The sequence below is a fragment of the Rhizobium sp. P1_E6 genome, from assembly GCF_056405875.1.
In genome coordinates this window covers 90,263-106,867 of record NZ_JBFUBG010000021.1, presented here as the reverse complement: position 1 = coordinate 106,867, position 16,605 = coordinate 90,263, and the positions used below count along the sequence as shown (strand labels likewise).

Annotated in this window: 18 protein-coding genes and 1 tRNA gene; 7 read left to right on the top strand and 12 right to left on the bottom strand. The window is 60.0% G+C overall.

Translation table 11 applies throughout. The features are described 5' to 3' along the window. Nucleotides 1–34: 34 nt before the first annotated feature. The gene (locus tag AC1D35_RS13615) at nucleotides 35–1,960 is read right to left on the bottom strand and encodes an autotransporter assembly complex protein TamA (RefSeq protein WP_477852248.1); all 1,926 of its coding nucleotides are present in this window, start codon (nucleotides 1,958–1,960) and stop codon (nucleotides 35–37) included. 173 nt (nucleotides 1,961–2,133) lie between these two features. Continuing rightward, complete coding sequence (locus AC1D35_RS13610) at nucleotides 2,134–2,388, bottom strand: YMGG-like glycine zipper-containing protein (protein ID WP_007822262.1); 255 nt, start codon at nucleotides 2,386–2,388, stop codon at nucleotides 2,134–2,136. 333 nt (nucleotides 2,389–2,721) lie between these two features. Here AC1D35_RS13610 and hemA point away from each other — a divergent pair, with 333 nt between their 5' ends. Beyond that, the gene (hemA, locus tag AC1D35_RS13605) at nucleotides 2,722–3,936 is read left to right on the top strand and encodes a 5-aminolevulinate synthase (protein ID WP_113299123.1); all 1,215 of its coding nucleotides are present in this window, start codon (nucleotides 2,722–2,724) and stop codon (nucleotides 3,934–3,936) included. Nucleotides 3,937–3,969: 33 nt separating this feature from the next. Here the strand turns inward: hemA and dxr are convergent, their stop codons facing one another. Further along, nucleotides 3,970–5,145, bottom strand: a complete 1,176-nt coding sequence (gene dxr, locus AC1D35_RS13600) for a 1-deoxy-D-xylulose-5-phosphate reductoisomerase (protein ID WP_113308240.1) — start codon at nucleotides 5,143–5,145, stop codon at nucleotides 3,970–3,972. Between the two features lie 378 nt (nucleotides 5,146–5,523). On the opposite strand from dxr, the gene AC1D35_RS13595 reads away from it, so the two are divergent. From AC1D35_RS13595 to AC1D35_RS13585, 3 genes are all read left to right on the top strand, one after another. Continuing rightward, on the top strand, nucleotides 5,524–6,171 hold the full coding sequence (locus AC1D35_RS13595) for a hypothetical protein (protein ID WP_113308239.1): 648 nt from the start codon (nucleotides 5,524–5,526) through the stop codon (nucleotides 6,169–6,171). Nucleotides 6,172–6,227: 56 nt separating this feature from the next. Further along, a complete protein-coding gene (locus tag AC1D35_RS13590) occupies nucleotides 6,228–6,494 on the top strand; it encodes a BON domain-containing protein (RefSeq protein ID WP_113308238.1) in 267 nt (88 codons plus the stop codon). Between the two features lie 129 nt (nucleotides 6,495–6,623). Then, nucleotides 6,624–7,412 (top strand): class I SAM-dependent methyltransferase, encoded by a 789-nt coding sequence (locus AC1D35_RS13585; protein WP_477938690.1) that lies wholly within the window; start codon nucleotides 6,624–6,626, stop codon nucleotides 7,410–7,412. Here the strand turns inward: AC1D35_RS13585 and AC1D35_RS13580 are convergent, their stop codons facing one another. Both AC1D35_RS13580 and AC1D35_RS13575 read right to left on the bottom strand, forming a co-directional pair. Further along, on the bottom strand, nucleotides 7,413–7,574 hold the full coding sequence (locus AC1D35_RS13580) for a hypothetical protein (RefSeq protein WP_477833731.1): 162 nt from the start codon (nucleotides 7,572–7,574) through the stop codon (nucleotides 7,413–7,415). A gap of 105 nt (nucleotides 7,575–7,679) precedes the next feature. Further along, nucleotides 7,680–7,928: a hypothetical protein gene (locus AC1D35_RS13575; protein ID WP_113308236.1), complete on the bottom strand. Its 249-nt coding sequence runs from the start codon at nucleotides 7,926–7,928 to the stop codon at nucleotides 7,680–7,682. Nucleotides 7,929–8,072: 144 nt separating this feature from the next. On the opposite strand from AC1D35_RS13575, the gene AC1D35_RS13570 reads away from it, so the two are divergent. Next, nucleotides 8,073–8,582 (top strand): DUF2937 family protein, encoded by a 510-nt coding sequence (locus AC1D35_RS13570; protein ID WP_113308235.1) that lies wholly within the window; start codon nucleotides 8,073–8,075, stop codon nucleotides 8,580–8,582. Nucleotides 8,583–8,587: 5 nt separating this feature from the next. Here the strand turns inward: AC1D35_RS13570 and AC1D35_RS13565 are convergent. Beyond that, nucleotides 8,588–8,664 (bottom strand) — tRNA-Arg (locus AC1D35_RS13565). Between the two features lie 72 nt (nucleotides 8,665–8,736). After that, nucleotides 8,737–9,900 carry a M20 aminoacylase family protein gene (locus tag AC1D35_RS13560; RefSeq protein ID WP_113308234.1) on the bottom strand — a complete coding sequence of 388 codons (1,164 nt, stop codon included), beginning with the start codon at nucleotides 9,898–9,900 and terminating at the stop codon, nucleotides 8,737–8,739. Nucleotides 9,901–10,053: 153 nt separating this feature from the next. Between AC1D35_RS13560 and AC1D35_RS13555 the strand changes: the two genes are divergently transcribed. Together AC1D35_RS13555 and AC1D35_RS13550 are read left to right on the top strand one after the other, a co-directional pair. After that, entirely contained in the window at nucleotides 10,054–11,187 is a 1,134-nt protein-coding gene (locus AC1D35_RS13555) for a D-alanyl-D-alanine carboxypeptidase family protein (RefSeq protein ID WP_113299115.1), read from the top strand. 9 nt (nucleotides 11,188–11,196) lie between these two features. After that, on the top strand, nucleotides 11,197–12,324 hold the full coding sequence (locus tag AC1D35_RS13550; protein ID WP_113308233.1) for a CobW family GTP-binding protein: 1,128 nt from the start codon (nucleotides 11,197–11,199) through the stop codon (nucleotides 12,322–12,324). Nucleotides 12,325–12,718: 394 nt separating this feature from the next. Here AC1D35_RS13550 and AC1D35_RS13545 read toward each other — a convergent pair whose 3' ends face one another. From AC1D35_RS13545 to AC1D35_RS13525, 5 genes are all read right to left on the bottom strand, one after another. Further along, nucleotides 12,719–12,943 (bottom strand): sulfurtransferase TusA family protein, encoded by a 225-nt coding sequence (locus AC1D35_RS13545; RefSeq protein WP_113308232.1) that lies wholly within the window; start codon nucleotides 12,941–12,943, stop codon nucleotides 12,719–12,721. 5 nt (nucleotides 12,944–12,948) lie between these two features. Further along, nucleotides 12,949–14,175: a L,D-transpeptidase family protein gene (locus tag AC1D35_RS13540; RefSeq protein ID WP_113299112.1), complete on the bottom strand. Its 1,227-nt coding sequence runs from the start codon at nucleotides 14,173–14,175 to the stop codon at nucleotides 12,949–12,951. A gap of 194 nt (nucleotides 14,176–14,369) precedes the next feature. Next, nucleotides 14,370–15,323: an acetyl-CoA carboxylase carboxyltransferase subunit alpha gene (locus tag AC1D35_RS13535; RefSeq protein ID WP_113299111.1), complete on the bottom strand. Its 954-nt coding sequence runs from the start codon at nucleotides 15,321–15,323 to the stop codon at nucleotides 14,370–14,372. A gap of 62 nt (nucleotides 15,324–15,385) precedes the next feature. Next, nucleotides 15,386–16,339 (bottom strand): site-specific tyrosine recombinase XerD, encoded by a 954-nt coding sequence (xerD, locus tag AC1D35_RS13530; protein WP_113308231.1) that lies wholly within the window; start codon nucleotides 16,337–16,339, stop codon nucleotides 15,386–15,388. Between the two features lie 4 nt (nucleotides 16,340–16,343). After that, a complete protein-coding gene (locus AC1D35_RS13525; protein WP_477833694.1) occupies nucleotides 16,344–16,520 on the bottom strand; it encodes a hypothetical protein in 177 nt (58 codons plus the stop codon). Nucleotides 16,521–16,605: the final 85 nt, after the last annotated feature.

The window sequence follows — 16,605 nt, the reverse complement described above, 5'->3', positions numbered from 1 at the left end:
AAACACTGCGAAATCGGCATTCCTTGTAACTGGCCTAGAATGACTGGCCTATGCCGGCATAAATTCCATAATCCGTCCCACCATCGTACTTGTTCAGCGGTACGGCGAAATCAAGCCGCAGAGGGCCAAAAGGCGTTGCATAGCGGATACCGGCGCCCGCGCCGGCCCTGATATCGGAGAAATCAGGCGTAATGCTGTCCGAAACCGTGCCGATATCGATGAAGGGCACGACGCCGATCGTATCGGTGATCTTGATGCGCGCCTCGAAGGAGCTGGTCACATAGGAGCGGCCGCCGGTCGCATCACCGTTTTCATTATAGGGCGAGATTTCCTGATAGCCGTAGCCACGCACAGAACCGCCGCCGCCGGCAAAGAAGCGCTGGGTGGCGGGAATATCCTGAACGCCATCGCCGCCGATCAGCGTGCCGGCCGCGACCTTGCCGGCGAGGACGATGCCGTCTTCGGCGCCAAGGCCGAGATAGCCGGAAATTGAGCCTTCGAAGGCCGAGTAGACCGTGCCGTTCATGAACTCATAGCCCGGCTTTGCCGAAAGCGTGGCGTGGTAACCCCCGGTCGGATTGAATTTGTCGTCGCGGGCGTCGCGATCATAGGTGATCGGCAGCGTAAAGGTCAGATAATTGTTGTTGCCGAAGGCGTCGTCATCATTCTCGAAGCTCACCTCGCCGGCTGCGGAGATGGTGTCCTGATCCGTCAATTCATAGGAGAGGCCGAGCGAGGCGGTAACAAGCTTCGCATTATAAGCATCCGGATTTTCCGTCTTGGCGACGATGCCGGCCTTCAGCGTAGCGGATGGATGGATGAAGCCCGGCTTCGTGAAGAGGATACCGGCGGAATAATCGAGATCGCCGACGTCGGACGCTTCGCCGAGGCGCGAGACGGCGCCTTCGATACGCAGCGATTCTGCTCCGCCGAACAGATTGCGATGACCCCAGTAGCCGTTGACGCCGAAGCCGTCGATCGTCGAATATTGTGCGCCGACGCCGAGATAGCGCCGTTTGCCTTCGGAAACCTCGATCGTCATGGGCAAGGTACCATCGGAGGCCAGCGCGTCGCCTTCGTGGATCGTCACACTGGAGAACACGCCAAGCGCGCGCAGGCGCTCACCTGCCTTCCTCAGCGCCTCCGGCGAATAGGCTTCGCCCTTCTGCAGGCGGGAGTAGCGCTGGATGAATTCCGGCTTGACCCTTTCCTCCCCAGTCACGCCGACGTCGCCGATCGGAGCAACCGGACCACCTTCGGCAGCGAGAACGACATCGACGGTGTTCTTGCTGTGGTCGGCGACCACACGGCGTTCGGTCAGTTTGGCAAAGGGCCTGCCCTCGCTCTTCAACTGGTCGACGATCGTATCACCGGCCTTGATGATGGCGAGCGAGCCGGCCCGTTCGCCTGGAGCGAGATCGTAATCGGCAGGGTTGCGGTGTGCAGCATCGCCGCCGAACTGCACTTCATTGACAGTGAAGACCGGGCCAGGCGCTATATCCACCTTGACCGGAATGGGCTTCGAGCGATCGAAAGTCGGGTTCGGCGGCAGATCGTCTATGTTGCGGCCGTCGATGGTAATCGTCACCACGCCGCCGTAGCGTGCCTTTTCGTAAAGTGTGGCGATCAGCCTGTCGCGGTCGTCGCGGGCTTTCACGACGACGCCCAGATCGCCTGAAACCGCGCGGTTCTTGTCGCCGACGAGGCGGGAGCTGTTCTCCAGCGCCTCCTTGAGGTCGCTATCGGCTGTCCCGGCTTCGAGGTCGACGTCATAGCGCACAGGATCGGGCACCTGCAGGTTCTCGTCCTCGTCCTTGCCGAATATGGTGATGCCAAAAAGCTTGAATGCGTAGGCATTGCCCACGAGGACTGGTGAAAATGCAGCCGCCGCTGCGACCACCACCATGGCGCCTGCTCGATACGCAATACCAGTTCTCAGGCCCGTCCCTCTAATCCGCATCCGCCGCTTTTGGGTTACATTAAAATGAAGCTCTGCGTTGCCCAGCCGATAACAAGCTTAGCGGCAAAATCGCGCCACGTGTACCAATTTAAACTGCAGGCGCACTAATTTAGTACAAAAAAATCCCGGACGAGGGTCCGGGATTTCCATTTTCCCCATTCTGATTGCTGATCTCAGCGGCAATCATCGATGTAGCGGCGACCATACCGGTCGCGGTAGTAGCATTGGCCAGGCTGCTCTGCGACCCTACCGATAAGCGCACCCGAAACGCCGCCAATCGCTGCGCCAACTGCCGCGCCGCGCACGTCGCCGGTGACTACGCCGCCGATAACGGCACCAGACGCAGCGCCGATACCGGCACCCTGTTGGGTGGGTGTGCAGCTTGCGATCGAAAGGCCGATCAATGCGAGTACGAGGACTTTTTTCATCTCTTTTCTCCGAGGTTTTTGGCGCCCCAGCGGGCGGATGTCGTCCCTAACCTATTTTTTCTTAGGCTAGCCCGGAAACTATGTCGCAAGAAGGGCTTGTCCACCATCAACAAGCTTTTTTTCGTAAGGCGAGAGTTTCTTTCCACGATTAAAAGCGAATTTGTCGCCGGAATTGACGTCGATCAATTTCCCTGATCGCGACTGGCGTATTTTTTACCTGGAATCATTCAAAAGTCTGCGCCTTTTGCCGCAGTTGATRTTAAATCAGGGACGAAAGGGTTGACGTTCGGTTGCCGTCTCAGCAAGAAACAGCCGTACGAACTGGAGCATATGATGGATTTCGAAGCGTTTTTCAAAAGCGAGCTGGACGGGCTTCACACTGAGGGCCGTTACCGCGTTTTTGCCGATCTGGAGCGCCATCGCGGTAACTTTCCGCGTGCGACCCGCCACACGGCGAATGGCGAACAGGAAGTAACCGTCTGGTGCTCCAACGACTATCTCGGCATGGGCCAGCACCCCAAGGTGATCGAGGCGATGAAGGAAGCCATCGATCACTGTGGCGCGGGTGCGGGAGGCACCCGGAATATCTCTGGTACCAACCACTACCATGTTCTGCTCGAGCAGGAGCTCGCCGATCTGCATGGCAAGGAAGCCGCGCTGACCTTCACATCCGGCTATGTTTCGAACTGGGCAGCACTCGGCACACTCGGCGCCAAGATCCCCGGCCTCATCATCTTCTCCGATGCTTTCAACCATGCCTCGATGATCGAGGGCATCCGCTACGCCAAGTGCGAGAAGGTCATCTGGAAGCACAATGACGTCGCCGATCTCGAGGCCAAGCTCGCTGCTGCCGATCCCAAGGCGCCGAAGCTTATCGCCTTCGAATCCGTCTATTCGATGGATGGTGATATCGCACCGATCAAGGAAATCTGCGATCTCGCTGACAAGTATGGCGCGATGACCTATCTCGACGAAGTGCATGCCGTCGGCATGTATGGTCCGCGCGGCGGCGGCATTGCCGAGCGCGAAGGCCTGATGGACCGCATCACCGTCATCGAAGGCACGCTTGCCAAGGCTTTTGGCGTCATGGGCGGTTATATCGCCGCTTCCGCTGCTCTCTGCGATTTCATCCGCTCATTTGCGTCGGGCTTCATCTTCACGACGTCGCTGCCGCCTGCGCTCGCTGCCGGCTCGGTCGCGTCGATACGGCATCTGAAGGCAAGCCCCTTCGAGCGGGCTCGCCATCAGGACCGTGTGCGAAAGTTGCGCACGCTGCTTGACCAGCAGGGCATTCCGCATATGCCGAACCCGAGCCATATCGTGCCGGTCATGGTTGGCGATGCCGCCAAGTGTAAGTGGATCTCAGATCTGCTGCTCGATAATTTCGGCGTCTATGTGCAGCCGATCAACTATCCGACGGTGCCGAAGAAGACCGAGCGCCTGCGCATCACGCCGACGCCACTGCATTCGGATACCGATATCGAGCATCTGGTCGGCGCGCTGCATTCGCTCTGGTCGCGCTGCGCGCTCGCCCGTCACGTCGCTTGACGTCACGGCGCCTGATTTTTCAGGAAAATTTCTTTATTGGATCAGCCCGGCAGCCCGCTGCCGGGCTTCCTTGTCTGCGGCAAAGACATCGTCCATCGTTGTCGCCGCCGGCAAGCCGACGAGCTCATCCATCACCCTTTCGGTGATTTCAGCCATAGCGAGGAATGGCAGGCGGCCTTCGATGAAGGCTTCGAGCGCGACTTCCTTGGCGCCGTTCAGCACCGCGCCTTGTACACCGCCGCGCGTCATCGCCAGTCGGGCAAGCCTTAGCGCAGGGAAACGTTTTTCGTCCGGCGCCTCGAAATCGAGCCGCGCGAGTTTGGCGAAATCCAGCCGTTCGATCGGCAGGTTCGCGCGGCGCGGGTGAGACAGGGCGTAGCCGATTGCGGTGCGCATATCGGGCGCGCCGAGCTGCGCCAGCACCGAGCCATCCGTATAGCCGACCATGGAATGGATGATCGACTGCGGATGGACGATCACCTCCACCTGCTCAGGACGCAGGTCGAAGAGGTGCTTCGCCTCGATCATCTCCAGCGCCTTGTTGAAGAGCGAGGCGCTGTCGATGGAAATCTTCAAGCCCATCGACCATTTGGGATGGGCGCGTGCGGCTTCGACCGTGACATTGGCCATCTCCTCACGCGAGGATGTGCGGAAGGGGCCGCCCGATGCCGTCAGGATGATGCGCTCCAGGGCATGGCGCTGATTCTCCTCCAGCACCTGGAAGATCGCGTTATGTTCGCTATCGACTGGCAGAAGCTTGCCGCCGCCGTTTTTCACCGCCTCGATGAAAAGATCGCCGGCCGCGACCAGGCACTCCTTGTTGGCAAGCGCGATATCCGCTCCGCGTCGCGCTGCAGCCAGTGTCGGTGCAAGGCCGGCCGTGCCGACGATGGCGGCCATCACCCAATCCGCTTCGCGGTCTGCGGCTTCCATCAGCCCGGATTTACCGGCGGCGACTGCGATGCCGCTGCCCGAAAGCTCGCTCTTCAGCGATTCGTAATGGCGGTCATTGGCGATGACGGCGAGCCGGGCGCCGGCGGATTTTGCCTGCTGGGCCAGCAGTTCCACATTGCCATTGCCGGTCAGGACGGAAACTTCGAAATTTTGCCGACCGCCCAGATGACCGACGACATCAAGCGTATTTTGGCCGACCGAGCCAGTCGAACCGAAAATACTAAGGCGCCGAGGCGCGATTTTGCCCGTCATCATGGTCGATTTCGTAAGAAATTGCACATTTGCCACCGGCTCTACAGGGGATCGGAAGGGGCAGCAAGTGTGCGGTGCAGCAAATTTCAACTCCAGAGGGGTTTACATAGCTTCGCCGTGATGTGATCCTGATAACAGTCCTCGTGGGGACGAATATTGCCGCGGCCAGTTGCTGGCCGCAAAGGCAATTCCGCTGGGTGCCGAGGCGCCTGACGAGCAACCGGCAATTATGCCACTGGCCATGGGCCAAGCAAAAATCGAAGACCAAGCCGGGATTGCGTGTTTGCGCCATCCTTCATTGCGTTCGACGCGAGCGCTTCCACGTCCGCTCTGCGCCTATCGGCGTGTGACAGGAGTGCGAGTTCAAAACGATCGAAAATCATGTCCAGAATAAAGATCGCATGCTTTGTTTTTGCTCTATTTCCACTGGTGAAGCCGGCATTTGCCGATGACCTGCTGATCTGGTCGCCGGTGAAGGTCTCCAGCCGGTCCTACAAGGCGACGGTCGGGTTTCGCCTGCCGATGGAATGGGAGACCAGCGCCGGCGCAGATCTGGCGCTTGCCTCCGACAAAAGCGGAGCGCCGCTGCCGGATTCAGGGCAGGCGATGCTGTGGGGCAGGCTGCAAAAGGTGAGCGCCACGCCTGCCACCCGTGCGCAGCAGGATGTGACGCTGCAAGTCGATACTCTGCGCGGCAGCGGCGCGCTGATGCTCAGCCGTTCGCGAAGCTGGATCCTGTCGGATTCTCTCGACATGCAGACGACGCGTGCCGTCAGTCTCGGCTACAACGCTATCGATACGCGGCAGGCGACGATATCTGCTTCACAGGCGGTCAAGCTGATCTATCCGTGGACCGGCACCTCGATTTCGGCCGGCAGCAGCGTCAGCGATTTCAACGGCGATTTCTCCAGCACTGTCGCCGTCAGCCAGAATATATTGCCCGACCTCGGCTTGACCGCTTCGATATCCGATCCGCTGTCGACGGGACGGACGGGAAATATCAATCTGAACTATCAGCTTCGCTGGTAGGCGAAACCAAGTCCATTGCCGGGCGTTTCTTCCGCATCATTACGGAGGACAGGACAATGGTTTTCAAGGAACCGACATTTCACGGGCGTGAACCGGAAGCGGAGGCGGAATATGCCAATCGCGCGACGCTGGAGGCCGCCGTTGCCAATGCGCTGGCAATCGCCGGCGGTATCGACGCCGCCGATGTCGAGGTAACAGCCGAAGGCGATGAGATCGTGTTGAGCGGCAGCGTCGGCACTGTCGGCGAAATCGAGCGGGCGACTTCGGTCGCAAAAACCGTCGAGGGCGTGCACACGGTGCACAACCGTATCCTGCTCGGCTGACCCAAAAGCAACGCCCGGCGTTAACCTTAACGAAACATTAACGTTACGTAAGTTTACCGGCTTCGGCACCTGACCTACGCTCGGGCCTAGTCCATAGCCCCCGGAAAGTCAGGTTTTTCGATGCATCAGATGGAAGTGATCAATCGCCGGACATGGAGCAATCCGCTCTCCCGGCGCGACTATCGTAATAGTAACGGCTTCATCAATGAAGGCGAACGCACGGTGCTGAGCATTGGCCTTGCGAATGCCAAGGGTGGCCGCATCCTCGATATTGGCGTCGGCGGCGGCCGCACGGCGGCGCTCATCGCCAAGGAGGCCGGCGATTATGTCGGTATCGACTACACGCCTGAAATGGTCACGCTCGCACGCTCCAATTATCCGGGCCTTCGTTTCGAACATATGGATGCGCGCGATCTTTCGGCCTTCGAAAGCGGTTCCTTCGATCTGGTGGTGTTCAGCTATAATGGTATCGATTCAGTCGATGCCGATGGTCGGAAATCGGTCCTGCGTGAAGTCTCGCGCGTGCTGAAGGCCGGCGGCACGTTCGCCTTTTCGACCTTCAATCGCAATTGGCATGGTTTTGGCGAAAATCGCGCGCGCTCCTCGATCGTCTGGTCCAACCATCCGGTGAAGCTGAGCTTCCGGCTCCTCAAGCATGCGGTGGGGCTGGTGCGCGAGCGTCGCTTTGCGCCACTGGAGCAGCGGCATGGCGAGCATGCGATCCTGCTGCATCGCGCCCATGATTTCGGCATCATGGTCTATGCCACGACGCCAGGCCAACTGCGTTCGCAACTTTCTGAAAGTGGCTTCATCGGCGAGCAGCTGCTCTTTTCGGTCGAGGGTCGGCCGCTCGGTGGTGAGACGCTGGCCGAAGAGGAATATTTCCATGTCGTGGCGCGCAAKCCTTCGCTCAGCTGATCAGCCGGCAAAACGTTCCGGCAGAAAGCCGGCCGGAGCCTTTTCGCCGACAAGGCGATCGGTCTTGGCTGCTGTAGCGGGACCTTGCGGCTGATGGACGATGGCCAGCATCAGGCCACTGACGACGAAACCGATTGCAAGCAAAATCATTCGAATACGCATGGCGGATACTCCTGTTCTGTCGCTTAAACGCAGAGAAAATTCCGAAGTTCCTCATGCTTCAAAAAAGTAAAACCCGGCTGGATATCCAGCCGGGTTTTATCGCCTTTAGCGGCAGACCTGGGTCTTCTTGACTACGACATGCCCGTGACTGTGGATCCGCTCCGTCCGGGTGACGCAGTCATGTGAAACGCGACGTGCCGGCATATGGTGACGGTAGTACCGTTGATCATCGGCACGGTGATAGCCCCGGCCGCCATTGTCGGTGGTAATGGTGACGCTGGCTGCCTGCGAGGGCAGTGCGCCTGCAAAAATGGAAGCTGCAGCAAGCGTGGAAGCAATGATAATGTTCTTCATGACAAATCTCTCTTTCTGAGTTGGTCGGCTGATGAACTCGGACGAAGCCCAATCGGTTCAATCACATAGCGTTAACGATTGTGTCAGCGGCAACCTTTGCCCTTTCAAAATCGTTCTGGTGTAGGAACAGCTGGAGGCATCCTCATGGGACCGATCGGAAGGGGCATCACACTGGTCGTCGGGCTTGCCGGCGGCACGCTTTTTTCGCAGGCGCCGGAGTTTGCCCAGCAGTATCGCCAGCGCATCGGCGGGGCGATCGACGAACTCAGGATCATCGTCGACGACTTCACGAAACAGGCCACCGACCACCATCTCGATCGCCAGCAGGCACTTGATGCCTACACGCGTTCACCTGACGATTTCCTGCGCGATCGCGGCATCTCCATGCGCAGCACGCTGGAGCGCTACGAGCGCCTCATCACCCAGCAATCGGATCTCGGCAGCGCCGCGCCGGTCGCCAAGCCCTTCGTGCTGATGCGCAATGCCGATGAGGGGATCCTTGCCAATACCTGGCGCGATTTCGTGCCCGGCGTGCCCGTCAGCTTCGCCGGCCTCGTCTGGGCGGCGATCGGCTTCATTGGCGGGTGGATCCTGGTGGCGGTGTCAGGGGCCGGCGCAAAACGCGCAGTTCAGTGGCGGCCCAGATATCGGTGAAAGAATGGTGATCCCGACGCGATTCGAACGCGTGACCCCCAGATTAGGAATCTGGTGCTCTATCCTGCTGAGCTACGGGACCACTTGGATGCCATGCATACAAAAGGCTTGGCGTTAAGCCAAGCCTTTTTGCAGTCTCTCATGTCGTTTCGTCTCAGGCGCCGAGGCGCTGTTCGGCTAGGCGCACCCAGTAGGAAATTCCGTGGGCGATCGCCTCGTCGTTGAAGTCGTAGGCGGGGTTGTGCAGGCCGGCGGTGTCGCCGTTGCCGATGAAGATGAAGGCGCCGGGGCGGGCGTTCAGCATGTAAGAGAAATCCTCGCCGCCCATCATCGGGTCGACCTCGGGATTGACGTTGGCTTCGCCGGCAATATCGGTTGCGATGGCAACGGCGTGCTCCGTTTCATCCGCGTGGTTGAAGGTGACGGGGTAGTTGCGGTGGAAGTTGATGTCGGCTGTGGCGCCATGGGCAGCGCAGATGCCTTCCACGACTTCGCGCAGGCGCGCTTCCGCCTGGGCGCGCACCTCGTCATCAAGCGTGCGGATTGTGCCGGCGAAGGTCGCGTCATTAGGGATGACGTTGTGGGCGAAGCCGGCATTGAATTTCGTGACGGATACGACGACCGAACGCAGCGGATTGACACTGCGCGAGGCGATCAGCTGCAGGTTCGAAACGATCTGCGCGCCTATTGCGATCGGGTCGATCGTGCTGTGCGGCTGCGCCGCGTGGCCGCCGCGGCCCTTGATGGTGACGGTAAACTCGTCGGTCGCCGCCATGATGGAGCCTTTGCGGGTGGCGAACTGGCCGACGGGCAGGCCCGGCAGGTTGTGCATGCCGTAGACCTCTTCGATGCCGAAGCGCTCCATCATGCCGTCCTTGACCATCAGGTTGCCGCCGCCACCGCCTTCTTCGGCCGGCTGGAAGATCACGGCGACATTGCCGTTGAAGTTGCGGGTCTCTGCGAGATATTTCGCGGCACCGAGCAGCATGGCGGTGTGGCCGTCATGGCCGCAGGCGTGCATCTTGCCAGGTGTTTTCGAAGCCCAGGGCTTGCCGGTGATTTCGGTGAGCGGCAGGGCGTCCATATCGGCGCGCAGACCGACCGTGCGGGCGCCTTCGCCCTTACCCCTGATGAGCCCCACGACGCCGGTGCGGCCGATGCCGGTAACGATCTCGTCGACGCCAAATTCCTTAAGTTTTTCAGCAACGAAGGCAGCCGTGTTTTCGACTGCGAAGAGAAGTTCCGGCCGCGCATGGATGTGACGGCGCCACTCAGCAACTTCGTCCTGAAGTTCGGCGGCTCTATTCAGAATCGGCATTCTTGGCTTCCTGTGAATGAAATGCTGGGGCCTGTCTGAGCATCACAAGGGTGTGATGCCTTGGAAATAACTTAGTCAATGACCTTTGCCATGTCATAGCCATATAGGGTAAATAGGGGAAGGTTTCGAGATAATTCCCTGAAGGACGAGCACTTGTCGACGCGCCACGATCGTTTGTTCGCCGCTTTGCGGCCCTTTTCTTTTATAGCGACAGCAACAGCGGTTCTTGTCTCGTCCGTTACACTTGCTGAGGCCAATCCGCATATTCTGGTCGACGTGCAGACCGGTCGCGTACTGGAGCATGAGGAAGCCTTCCGCAAATGGTATCCGGCTTCGCTGACCAAGCTGATGACCGTCTATACGGTCTTCGATGCGATCCGCTCCGGCCAGATCAGCCTCGATACGCCCGTCGTCATGAGCAAGCGGGCCGCCGCCGAGCCGCCGGCCAAGATGGGCTTTAAACCGGGCCAGAAGTTCACGCTCGACAGCGCGCTCAAGATCCTGATGGTCAAGTCGGCCAATGACATTGCCGTTGCCGTTGCGGAGGCGGTCAGCGGCACGCAGGAAGCGTTCGTCGTCCGCATGAATGCAGAAGCGGTGAAACTTGGCATGTCGGATTCGCATTTCGTCAATCCGAACGGCCTGCCGGGCAAGGGACAGTACACGACGGCGCGCGATCTCGCGATCCTGTCGGTGGCGCTGCGCCGCGACTTCCCGCAATATGCCGGCTATTTCTCGCTGGAAGGCTTCACGAACGGCAAGCAGAACGTCCCGAACATCAATATGCTGATCGGCCGTTTTGCCGGCGCCGACGGCATGAAGACCGGCTTTATCTGTGCCTCGGGCTTCAACCAGATCGGTTCTGCGACGCGCAGCGGCCGGACGCTGGTGTCCGTCGTGCTCGGCACCGACAGCCTGGCGGCTCGCGCCGATGCTACCGCGAACCTTCTGCAAAAGGGCTTCACCTCGCAGTTTGCGGCAAATGATACGCTGGGCTCGCTGAAGCCTTACGGGCCCGGGCAGGACCAGGTGAACGACATCACGGCCGATATCTGCAGCGCCAAGGGCGCCAAGGTGCGCAGTGAAACGCGCGACGAGGTCGGCCGCATGAAGGTGCAGTCGCCCTATATCCATGAAATGGATCACGAGCCGCAATTCGTATTCGCCGGCCTCATTCCCGGGCAGGATCCGCAGCCGGTCGCGCAGAACGACAAGACCGCCAAGGGCGATGCTGTGGAAGCGCTCGCCAATGTTCCTGTTCCGCTCCCGCGGCCGAAATCCTTCTGAGGAAAAACCATGAGTACGCTTAGCGACAAGATCCCGGTCACGATCCTGACCGGCTTTCTCGGCGCCGGTAAATCGACGCTTCTGAACCGCATCCTCAAAGATCCCGCCATGAAGGATGCGGCCGTCATCATCAACGAATTCGGCGATGTCGGCATCGACCATCTGCTGGTCGAAAGCTCCGGCGATTCCATCATCGAGCTTTCCGACGGCTGCCTCTGCTGCACCGTGCGCGGGGAACTGGTCGACACCCTTGCAAACCTGATTGATGCGGTGCAGACGGGCCGCGTGAAGCCGGTCAAACGCGCGGTCATCGAGACGACCGGCCTTGCCGATCCGGCTCCTGTCATGCAGGCAATCATGGGCAATCCGATCATCGCGCAGAATTTCGAGCTCGACGGTGTCGTCACTGTCGTCGATGCCGTGAATGGTCTGCAGACGCTCGACAATCACGAGGAGGCGCGCAAGCAGGCGGCTGTTGCCGATCGGCTGATTGTCTCGAAAAAGAGCATAGAAGGCGATACGGATGCGCTGATGGCGCGTTTGCGCGGTCTCAATCCGTACGCGGCTTTCATGGATGCCGACAGCGATGAAGCCGGCTCGGCACGCGTGCTCGTGAACGGGCTTTACGACCCAGCGACGAAGATCGCCGATGTCCGCCGCTGGCTGCATGATGAGGATGAGCACGAGGGGCATCATCATGGCCACGATCACGATCATCATGGCCACGAGCATCAGGACCCGCACGACATCAATCGTCACGATGCGTCGATCCGTTCCTTCTCGATCATCGAGGAAAAGGCAATCGATCCGATGGCGCTCGAAATGTTCATCGATCTCCTGCGTTCGGCGCACGGAGAGAAGCTTCTGCGCATGAAGGCGATCATCGCCACATCAGACCGGCCGGAGCGCCCGCTGGTGCTGCACGGCGTCCAGAGCATCTTCCATCCGCCGGTGCGGCTTGCCGCCTGGCCGGACCCTGAGGATCGGCGCACGCGCATGGTGCTGATCACCAAGGATCTGCCTGAGGCTTTCGTGAAAGATCTCTTCGATGCCTTCCTCGGCAAGCCGCGCATTGATACACCGGATCGCGCCGCGCTCAGTGACAATCCGCTCGCCATTCCGGGCATGCGGATCTGAAAGATCGCGACGCGCTTTGAAGCGTTGCGTCGGCCCGGATCATCAAGAACCGCGCGATTGGATCGCGGAGGGGGCCGGAGGGAGCATTTCCAAGACTCTCCGCAAGCGTCGTGCRTACCGCCTGTATCAATGCCGGCATAAGTGGCTTCCGGCATGTTTGAGCAAATCGCTCCTCCGCCCCCTCCACTTGTTTAAATGCATATATTTCAATTGGTTGAACCGGAGGGTGCGGCACCCTCCATTGAAGGTTCGCCCCCTCCACCGAGAGCACCGAGCGCCCGTTCGGACGCATAAGGGACACTCTCTCTTCCTGAATCTGGGCATTTTGCGGAGGGGGCTCCCTCCGGAGGGGGCTCGATGCGAAGGGGGCACCCTCCACTTCAATAGGGCTGTTCTAGCCCTTACGGATCAGGAAGCGGTGGCCGCGTTCGGTCTTTTCTGTGCTGACGAGCTCGTGGCCGTCTTCATTGCAGAAATGCGGGATATCGATGACGGCAAGCGGATCGCTGGTATCGACGAGGATCAGCGCGCCGCTCGGCATGGCCGTCAGCTTCTTGCGTGTCTTGATGACCGGAAGCGGGCATTTCAGCCCGCGCAGATCGTAGAGAATGGCGTCCAAGCCAATCAGTTCCTGGCCCAGAACTTCCAGAACGGCTTCTTGGTAGCGTCGGCGGTTTCCTGCGGCGCGGGCTCGGGCGCGGCATAGGCCAGCGGGTTCTGCATCGGTACCGGGATGTTTGCCGGCAGTGCTGCGGCAACGGTCGTGGCCTGAGCCTGCGTCGTCGGCGTAGCGGCAGCTGCGGTCTTTGCAGCCACGCTCTTTGCGGCCTGATTGGCCATCATGTCTTCGAGTTCGGCAACCTTGACCATGCGGCCGGCCTCAAGCGACGTGCCGGTCGGCGCATATGCGAGTTCGCGGCCCTTGCGCTGCTTGGCGACCACAGCCTTGCGTTCGGCTTCCGTCGGGTCGTACCAGGCAAGCCCGTCGTATTTCTTCAGCGCCGTCTGATAATCGGCATCATACGTCTTGCCGTAGGAGGCGAGCGCCGCCGTCAGCGCCGGCGGCGTAGACATGGCCGGGCAGGCGCCGGCCGGATTGAAGCTGCCGCCGCTCGTGGCCTGCTGGTTGAAGACGTATTTCTTCTCGCAGACATTCACTTCCGGCGGGCGCTTGGTGACTTCGAAATTGTCGTAGCCGACCTTCAGCATCTTCCAGAAATCGTAATTCGTATCGAGGCGGTGCTTGACCATGTTCTCGGCGGTCATGCGGAATGGGAAGGCCTGAAGCTGCACGCTGTCCTGGCCGCCCTTGAAGGCGTCACGGGCAAAGGCGTAGATTTCCAGAACCTGCTGGTCGGTCATGGAGTAGCAGCCTGACGACGAGCAGGCGCCATGGATCATCAGATCGCTGCCGGAGCGGCCGTTGACGGCATCATACCGGTTCGGGAAACCGGTGTTGATGGCGAGATAATATTTGGAATTGGGGTTCAGGTTGGCGCGGCTCAGGTTGTAGAAACCTTCCGGCGCCTGCCGGTCGCCGGTCTTGACCTTCGGGCCGAGCTTGCCAGACCAGGCGCAGATCTTGTAGCCGGCGATCTTCTCAAACCGATTGTCCGTCTTCGCCTTCCAGACTTCCAGCGCACCTTCTTCCTTGAAGATGCGGATCATGATCGGCGAGTTGCGATCCATGCCCTTGGCCGACATGTCTGCAAGGATACGGGCGGGAAGCGGCTGCTCCACCTTGTTCTTGACGGTCGAAAGGTCGACGCCCTGGGCCGATTCCAATGCGTCATTGCAGCCGGTCAGAGCCAGCGCCATAAGCGAAACATAGGCAAGATGACGTATGCGCATTCAATCAGCCCATCAATAATGCGACCMAACCCGCTTACGGAAACCGGGCTCAGCGCGGAATCATAGGCGGCTTATACTTGATAAATCCTTACCAGCCTATGACTTGCGCGGACGTGTCCTGCAAGCGCTGATGTTACAGATAACATTATTGTGGCCAAGGTTTGGCCTCAATCGGCTGGAACGGCCTGTGGATTTTACAGATTGCGGCCCATGGCAAGGAACTTCTGGCGGCGATCGTTGCGCAGCTGCTCGCCCGAGCGGGAGGCCATTTCGCCTAGTGCATTGGCGATGACGTCGCCCGTTGCGGCGATAACGCTGTCGGGATCGCGATGCGCACCGCCGAGCGGCTCGGGGATGATGCCGTCGATGACGCCGAGCGACTTCAGGTCCTCGGCGGTGATCTTCATGTTGGTCGCAGCTTCCTTGGCGCGGGTGGAGTCACGCCAGAGGATGGAGGCTGCACCTTCCGGCGAGATGACGCTGTAGATCGAATGCTCGAGCATGTAGACGCGATTGCCGGTGGCAATCGCGATCGCGCCGCCCGAGCCGCCTTCGCCGATGACGATCGAGATCAACGGCACCTTCACGCCGAGACACATTTCCGTCGAACGGGCGATGGCTTCTGCCTGACCGCGTTCTTCGGCGCCGACACCCGGATAGGCGCCTGCGGTATCGACAAGGGTGATGACCGGAAGCTGGAAGCGGTCGGCCATTTCGAGGATGCGGATCGCTTTGCGGTAACCTTCGGGACGGGCGCTGCCGAAATTGTGCTTCAGGCGGCTCTTGGTGTCGTTGCCCTTTTCCTGGCCGATGACGGCGACCGGCTGGCCGCGGAAGCGGGCAAGGCCAGCCTGGATGGCGGCATCCTCGGAAAACTTGCGGTCGCCGGCAAGCGGCGTGAATTCCTGAAAGAGGGTCTTGGCATAGTCGACGAAATGCGGACGCTGCGGGTGGCGCGCGACCTGCGTCTTCTGCCAGGCGTTCAGCTTCGAATAGATCTCGACGATTGCCTCGCGGACGCGGACTTCGAGCCTGCCGACTTCGTCGGATGTGTCGATGCTTTCGTCTTCCGTCGCCAGCTTCTTAAGCTCGATGATCTTACCTTCGAGGTCGGAGATCGGCTTTTCGAAGTCGAGATAGTTGTGCATGAGGTGCGTTTCCGTTCCTTGTGCGCGGGGCAGTTTCCTGGTTCCGCCCCTTGTCGCCGGTCCTATTCGTGCTTTTTCGCCTGTTTTGCAAGGGGGTGGTGCGTATGGACGAGTTGCTGGAGCCGTTCTTCCAGAACATGCGTATAGATTTGTGTCGTCGAAATGTCTGAATGGCCGAGGAGTTCCTGCACCACGCGCAGGTCGGCGCCATTGGCCAGAAGATGGCTGGCGAAGGCATGCCGCATGACGTGCGGCGAAATCATCGATGGTGTGAGGCCGGCTCGGATTGCCAGATTCTTGAGATCGCGGGCGAAGACCTGTCGCGGCAGGTATCCCTCTTTCGAGGCGGCCGGAAAGAGCCAGGGGCTCTCCTGCGGCTGTTTTGATGCGGCGTTTTCAGACGCCAGCATGCGGCCGTAGGATTTCAGAGCGGCAATGGCCGATTGCGAAAGCGGTACCAGCCGCTCCTTGTTGCCCTTACCGCGGATCATCAGGAAGCGGCCCTCCTGATCGAGAACGCGGGCGGGCAGCGAGACGAGTTCGCTGACACGCATGCCGGTGGCGTAGAGAAGTTCCAGGAGCGCCAGCATGCGCAGACGATGAAGCTGGCCGGGGTTGAGGTCGGCGGCCTCGGCTTCTGCCTGGGTCAGCAGCTTTGTCACTTCCTCGACGCCCATTGTTTTCGGCAAGGGGCGGCCCTTCTTTGGGGCGTCGAGAATACCGGTCGGATCGTCGGTGCGCAGGCCCTCGGCATAGAGGAATTTATAGAACTGGCGCATGGCGGCAAGCCGGCGGGCCTGCGAGGAGGGCTTGAAGCCCCGCGCGGACAGCGAGGCGAGATAGGCGCCAAGATCGCCCGATGCTGCCTCCGTCAGACGGATGCTGCGGCCGTGCAGGAAAGAGCGCAGGTCGTCGAGATCGTGCTCGTAAGACTGCAGCGTATTGACCGCGGCACCGCGCTCGGCACTCATCATTTCAAGAAATGATTCTACATGGACGCGGCCGAGATCCTTCATCGCGTCACTTCTTCGTGGTGTTGATCGTGCCCGTCGAGGGCGGGTTCACCCGCTCGGAGGGGATGCGGATCGTCACGTCTCGCTGCTGCGGCTCGACGAAGGTGGCGAGCGCCCACATCGCTCCATAGATCAGTCCGGCGATGACCGCCAGAACGGACAGGAAACGGATCAGGCTCGGCATCCGGCTACTCCCTAGAACTCTGCCTCTGTTATAAGAAGCGTGTTTGCAAGTGCAAGAAGCGGCAGTGAGACCATGATTCCCTTGC

What these genes read in the sequence shown, in the direction of transcription:
- hemA (WP_113299123.1), top strand. Translation starts at nt 2,722, where the DNA reads ATGGATTTCGAAGCGTTTTTCAAAAGCGAGCTGGACGGGCTTCACACT.
- AC1D35_RS13580 (WP_477833731.1), bottom strand. Translation starts at nt 7,574, where the DNA reads ATGCGTATTCGAATGATTTTGCTTGCAATCGGTTTCGTCGTCAGTGGC.
- AC1D35_RS13535 (WP_113299111.1), bottom strand. Translation starts at nt 15,323, where the DNA reads ATGCACAACTATCTCGACTTCGAAAAGCCGATCTCCGACCTCGAAGGT.
- AC1D35_RS13590 (WP_113308238.1), top strand. Translation starts at nt 6,228, where the DNA reads ATGGTTTTCAAGGAACCGACATTTCACGGGCGTGAACCGGAAGCGGAG.
- AC1D35_RS13550 (WP_113308233.1), top strand. Translation starts at nt 11,197, where the DNA reads ATGAGTACGCTTAGCGACAAGATCCCGGTCACGATCCTGACCGGCTTT.
- AC1D35_RS13610 (WP_007822262.1), bottom strand. Translation starts at nt 2,388, where the DNA reads ATGAAAAAAGTCCTCGTACTCGCATTGATCGGCCTTTCGATCGCAAGC.
- xerD (WP_113308231.1), bottom strand. Translation starts at nt 16,339, where the DNA reads ATGAAGGATCTCGGCCGCGTCCATGTAGAATCATTTCTTGAAATGATG.
- dxr (WP_113308240.1), bottom strand. Translation starts at nt 5,145, where the DNA reads ATGATGACGGGCAAAATCGCGCCTCGGCGCCTTAGTATTTTCGGTTCG.
- AC1D35_RS13570 (WP_113308235.1), top strand. Translation starts at nt 8,073, where the DNA reads ATGGGACCGATCGGAAGGGGCATCACACTGGTCGTCGGGCTTGCCGGC.
- AC1D35_RS13540 (WP_113299112.1), bottom strand. Translation starts at nt 14,175, where the DNA reads ATGCGCATACGTCATCTTGCCTATGTTTCGCTTATGGCGCTGGCTCTG.
- AC1D35_RS13615 (WP_477852248.1), bottom strand. Translation starts at nt 1,960, where the DNA reads ATGCGGATTAGAGGGACGGGCCTGAGAACTGGTATTGCGTATCGAGCA.
- AC1D35_RS13560 (WP_113308234.1), bottom strand. Translation starts at nt 9,900, where the DNA reads ATGCCGATTCTGAATAGAGCCGCCGAACTTCAGGACGAAGTTGCTGAG.
- AC1D35_RS13575 (WP_113308236.1), bottom strand. Translation starts at nt 7,928, where the DNA reads ATGAAGAACATTATCATTGCTTCCACGCTTGCTGCAGCTTCCATTTTT.
- AC1D35_RS13595 (WP_113308239.1), top strand. Translation starts at nt 5,524, where the DNA reads ATGTCCAGAATAAAGATCGCATGCTTTGTTTTTGCTCTATTTCCACTG.
- AC1D35_RS13525 (WP_477833694.1), bottom strand. Translation starts at nt 16,520, where the DNA reads ATGCCGAGCCTGATCCGTTTCCTGTCCGTTCTGGCGGTCATCGCCGGA.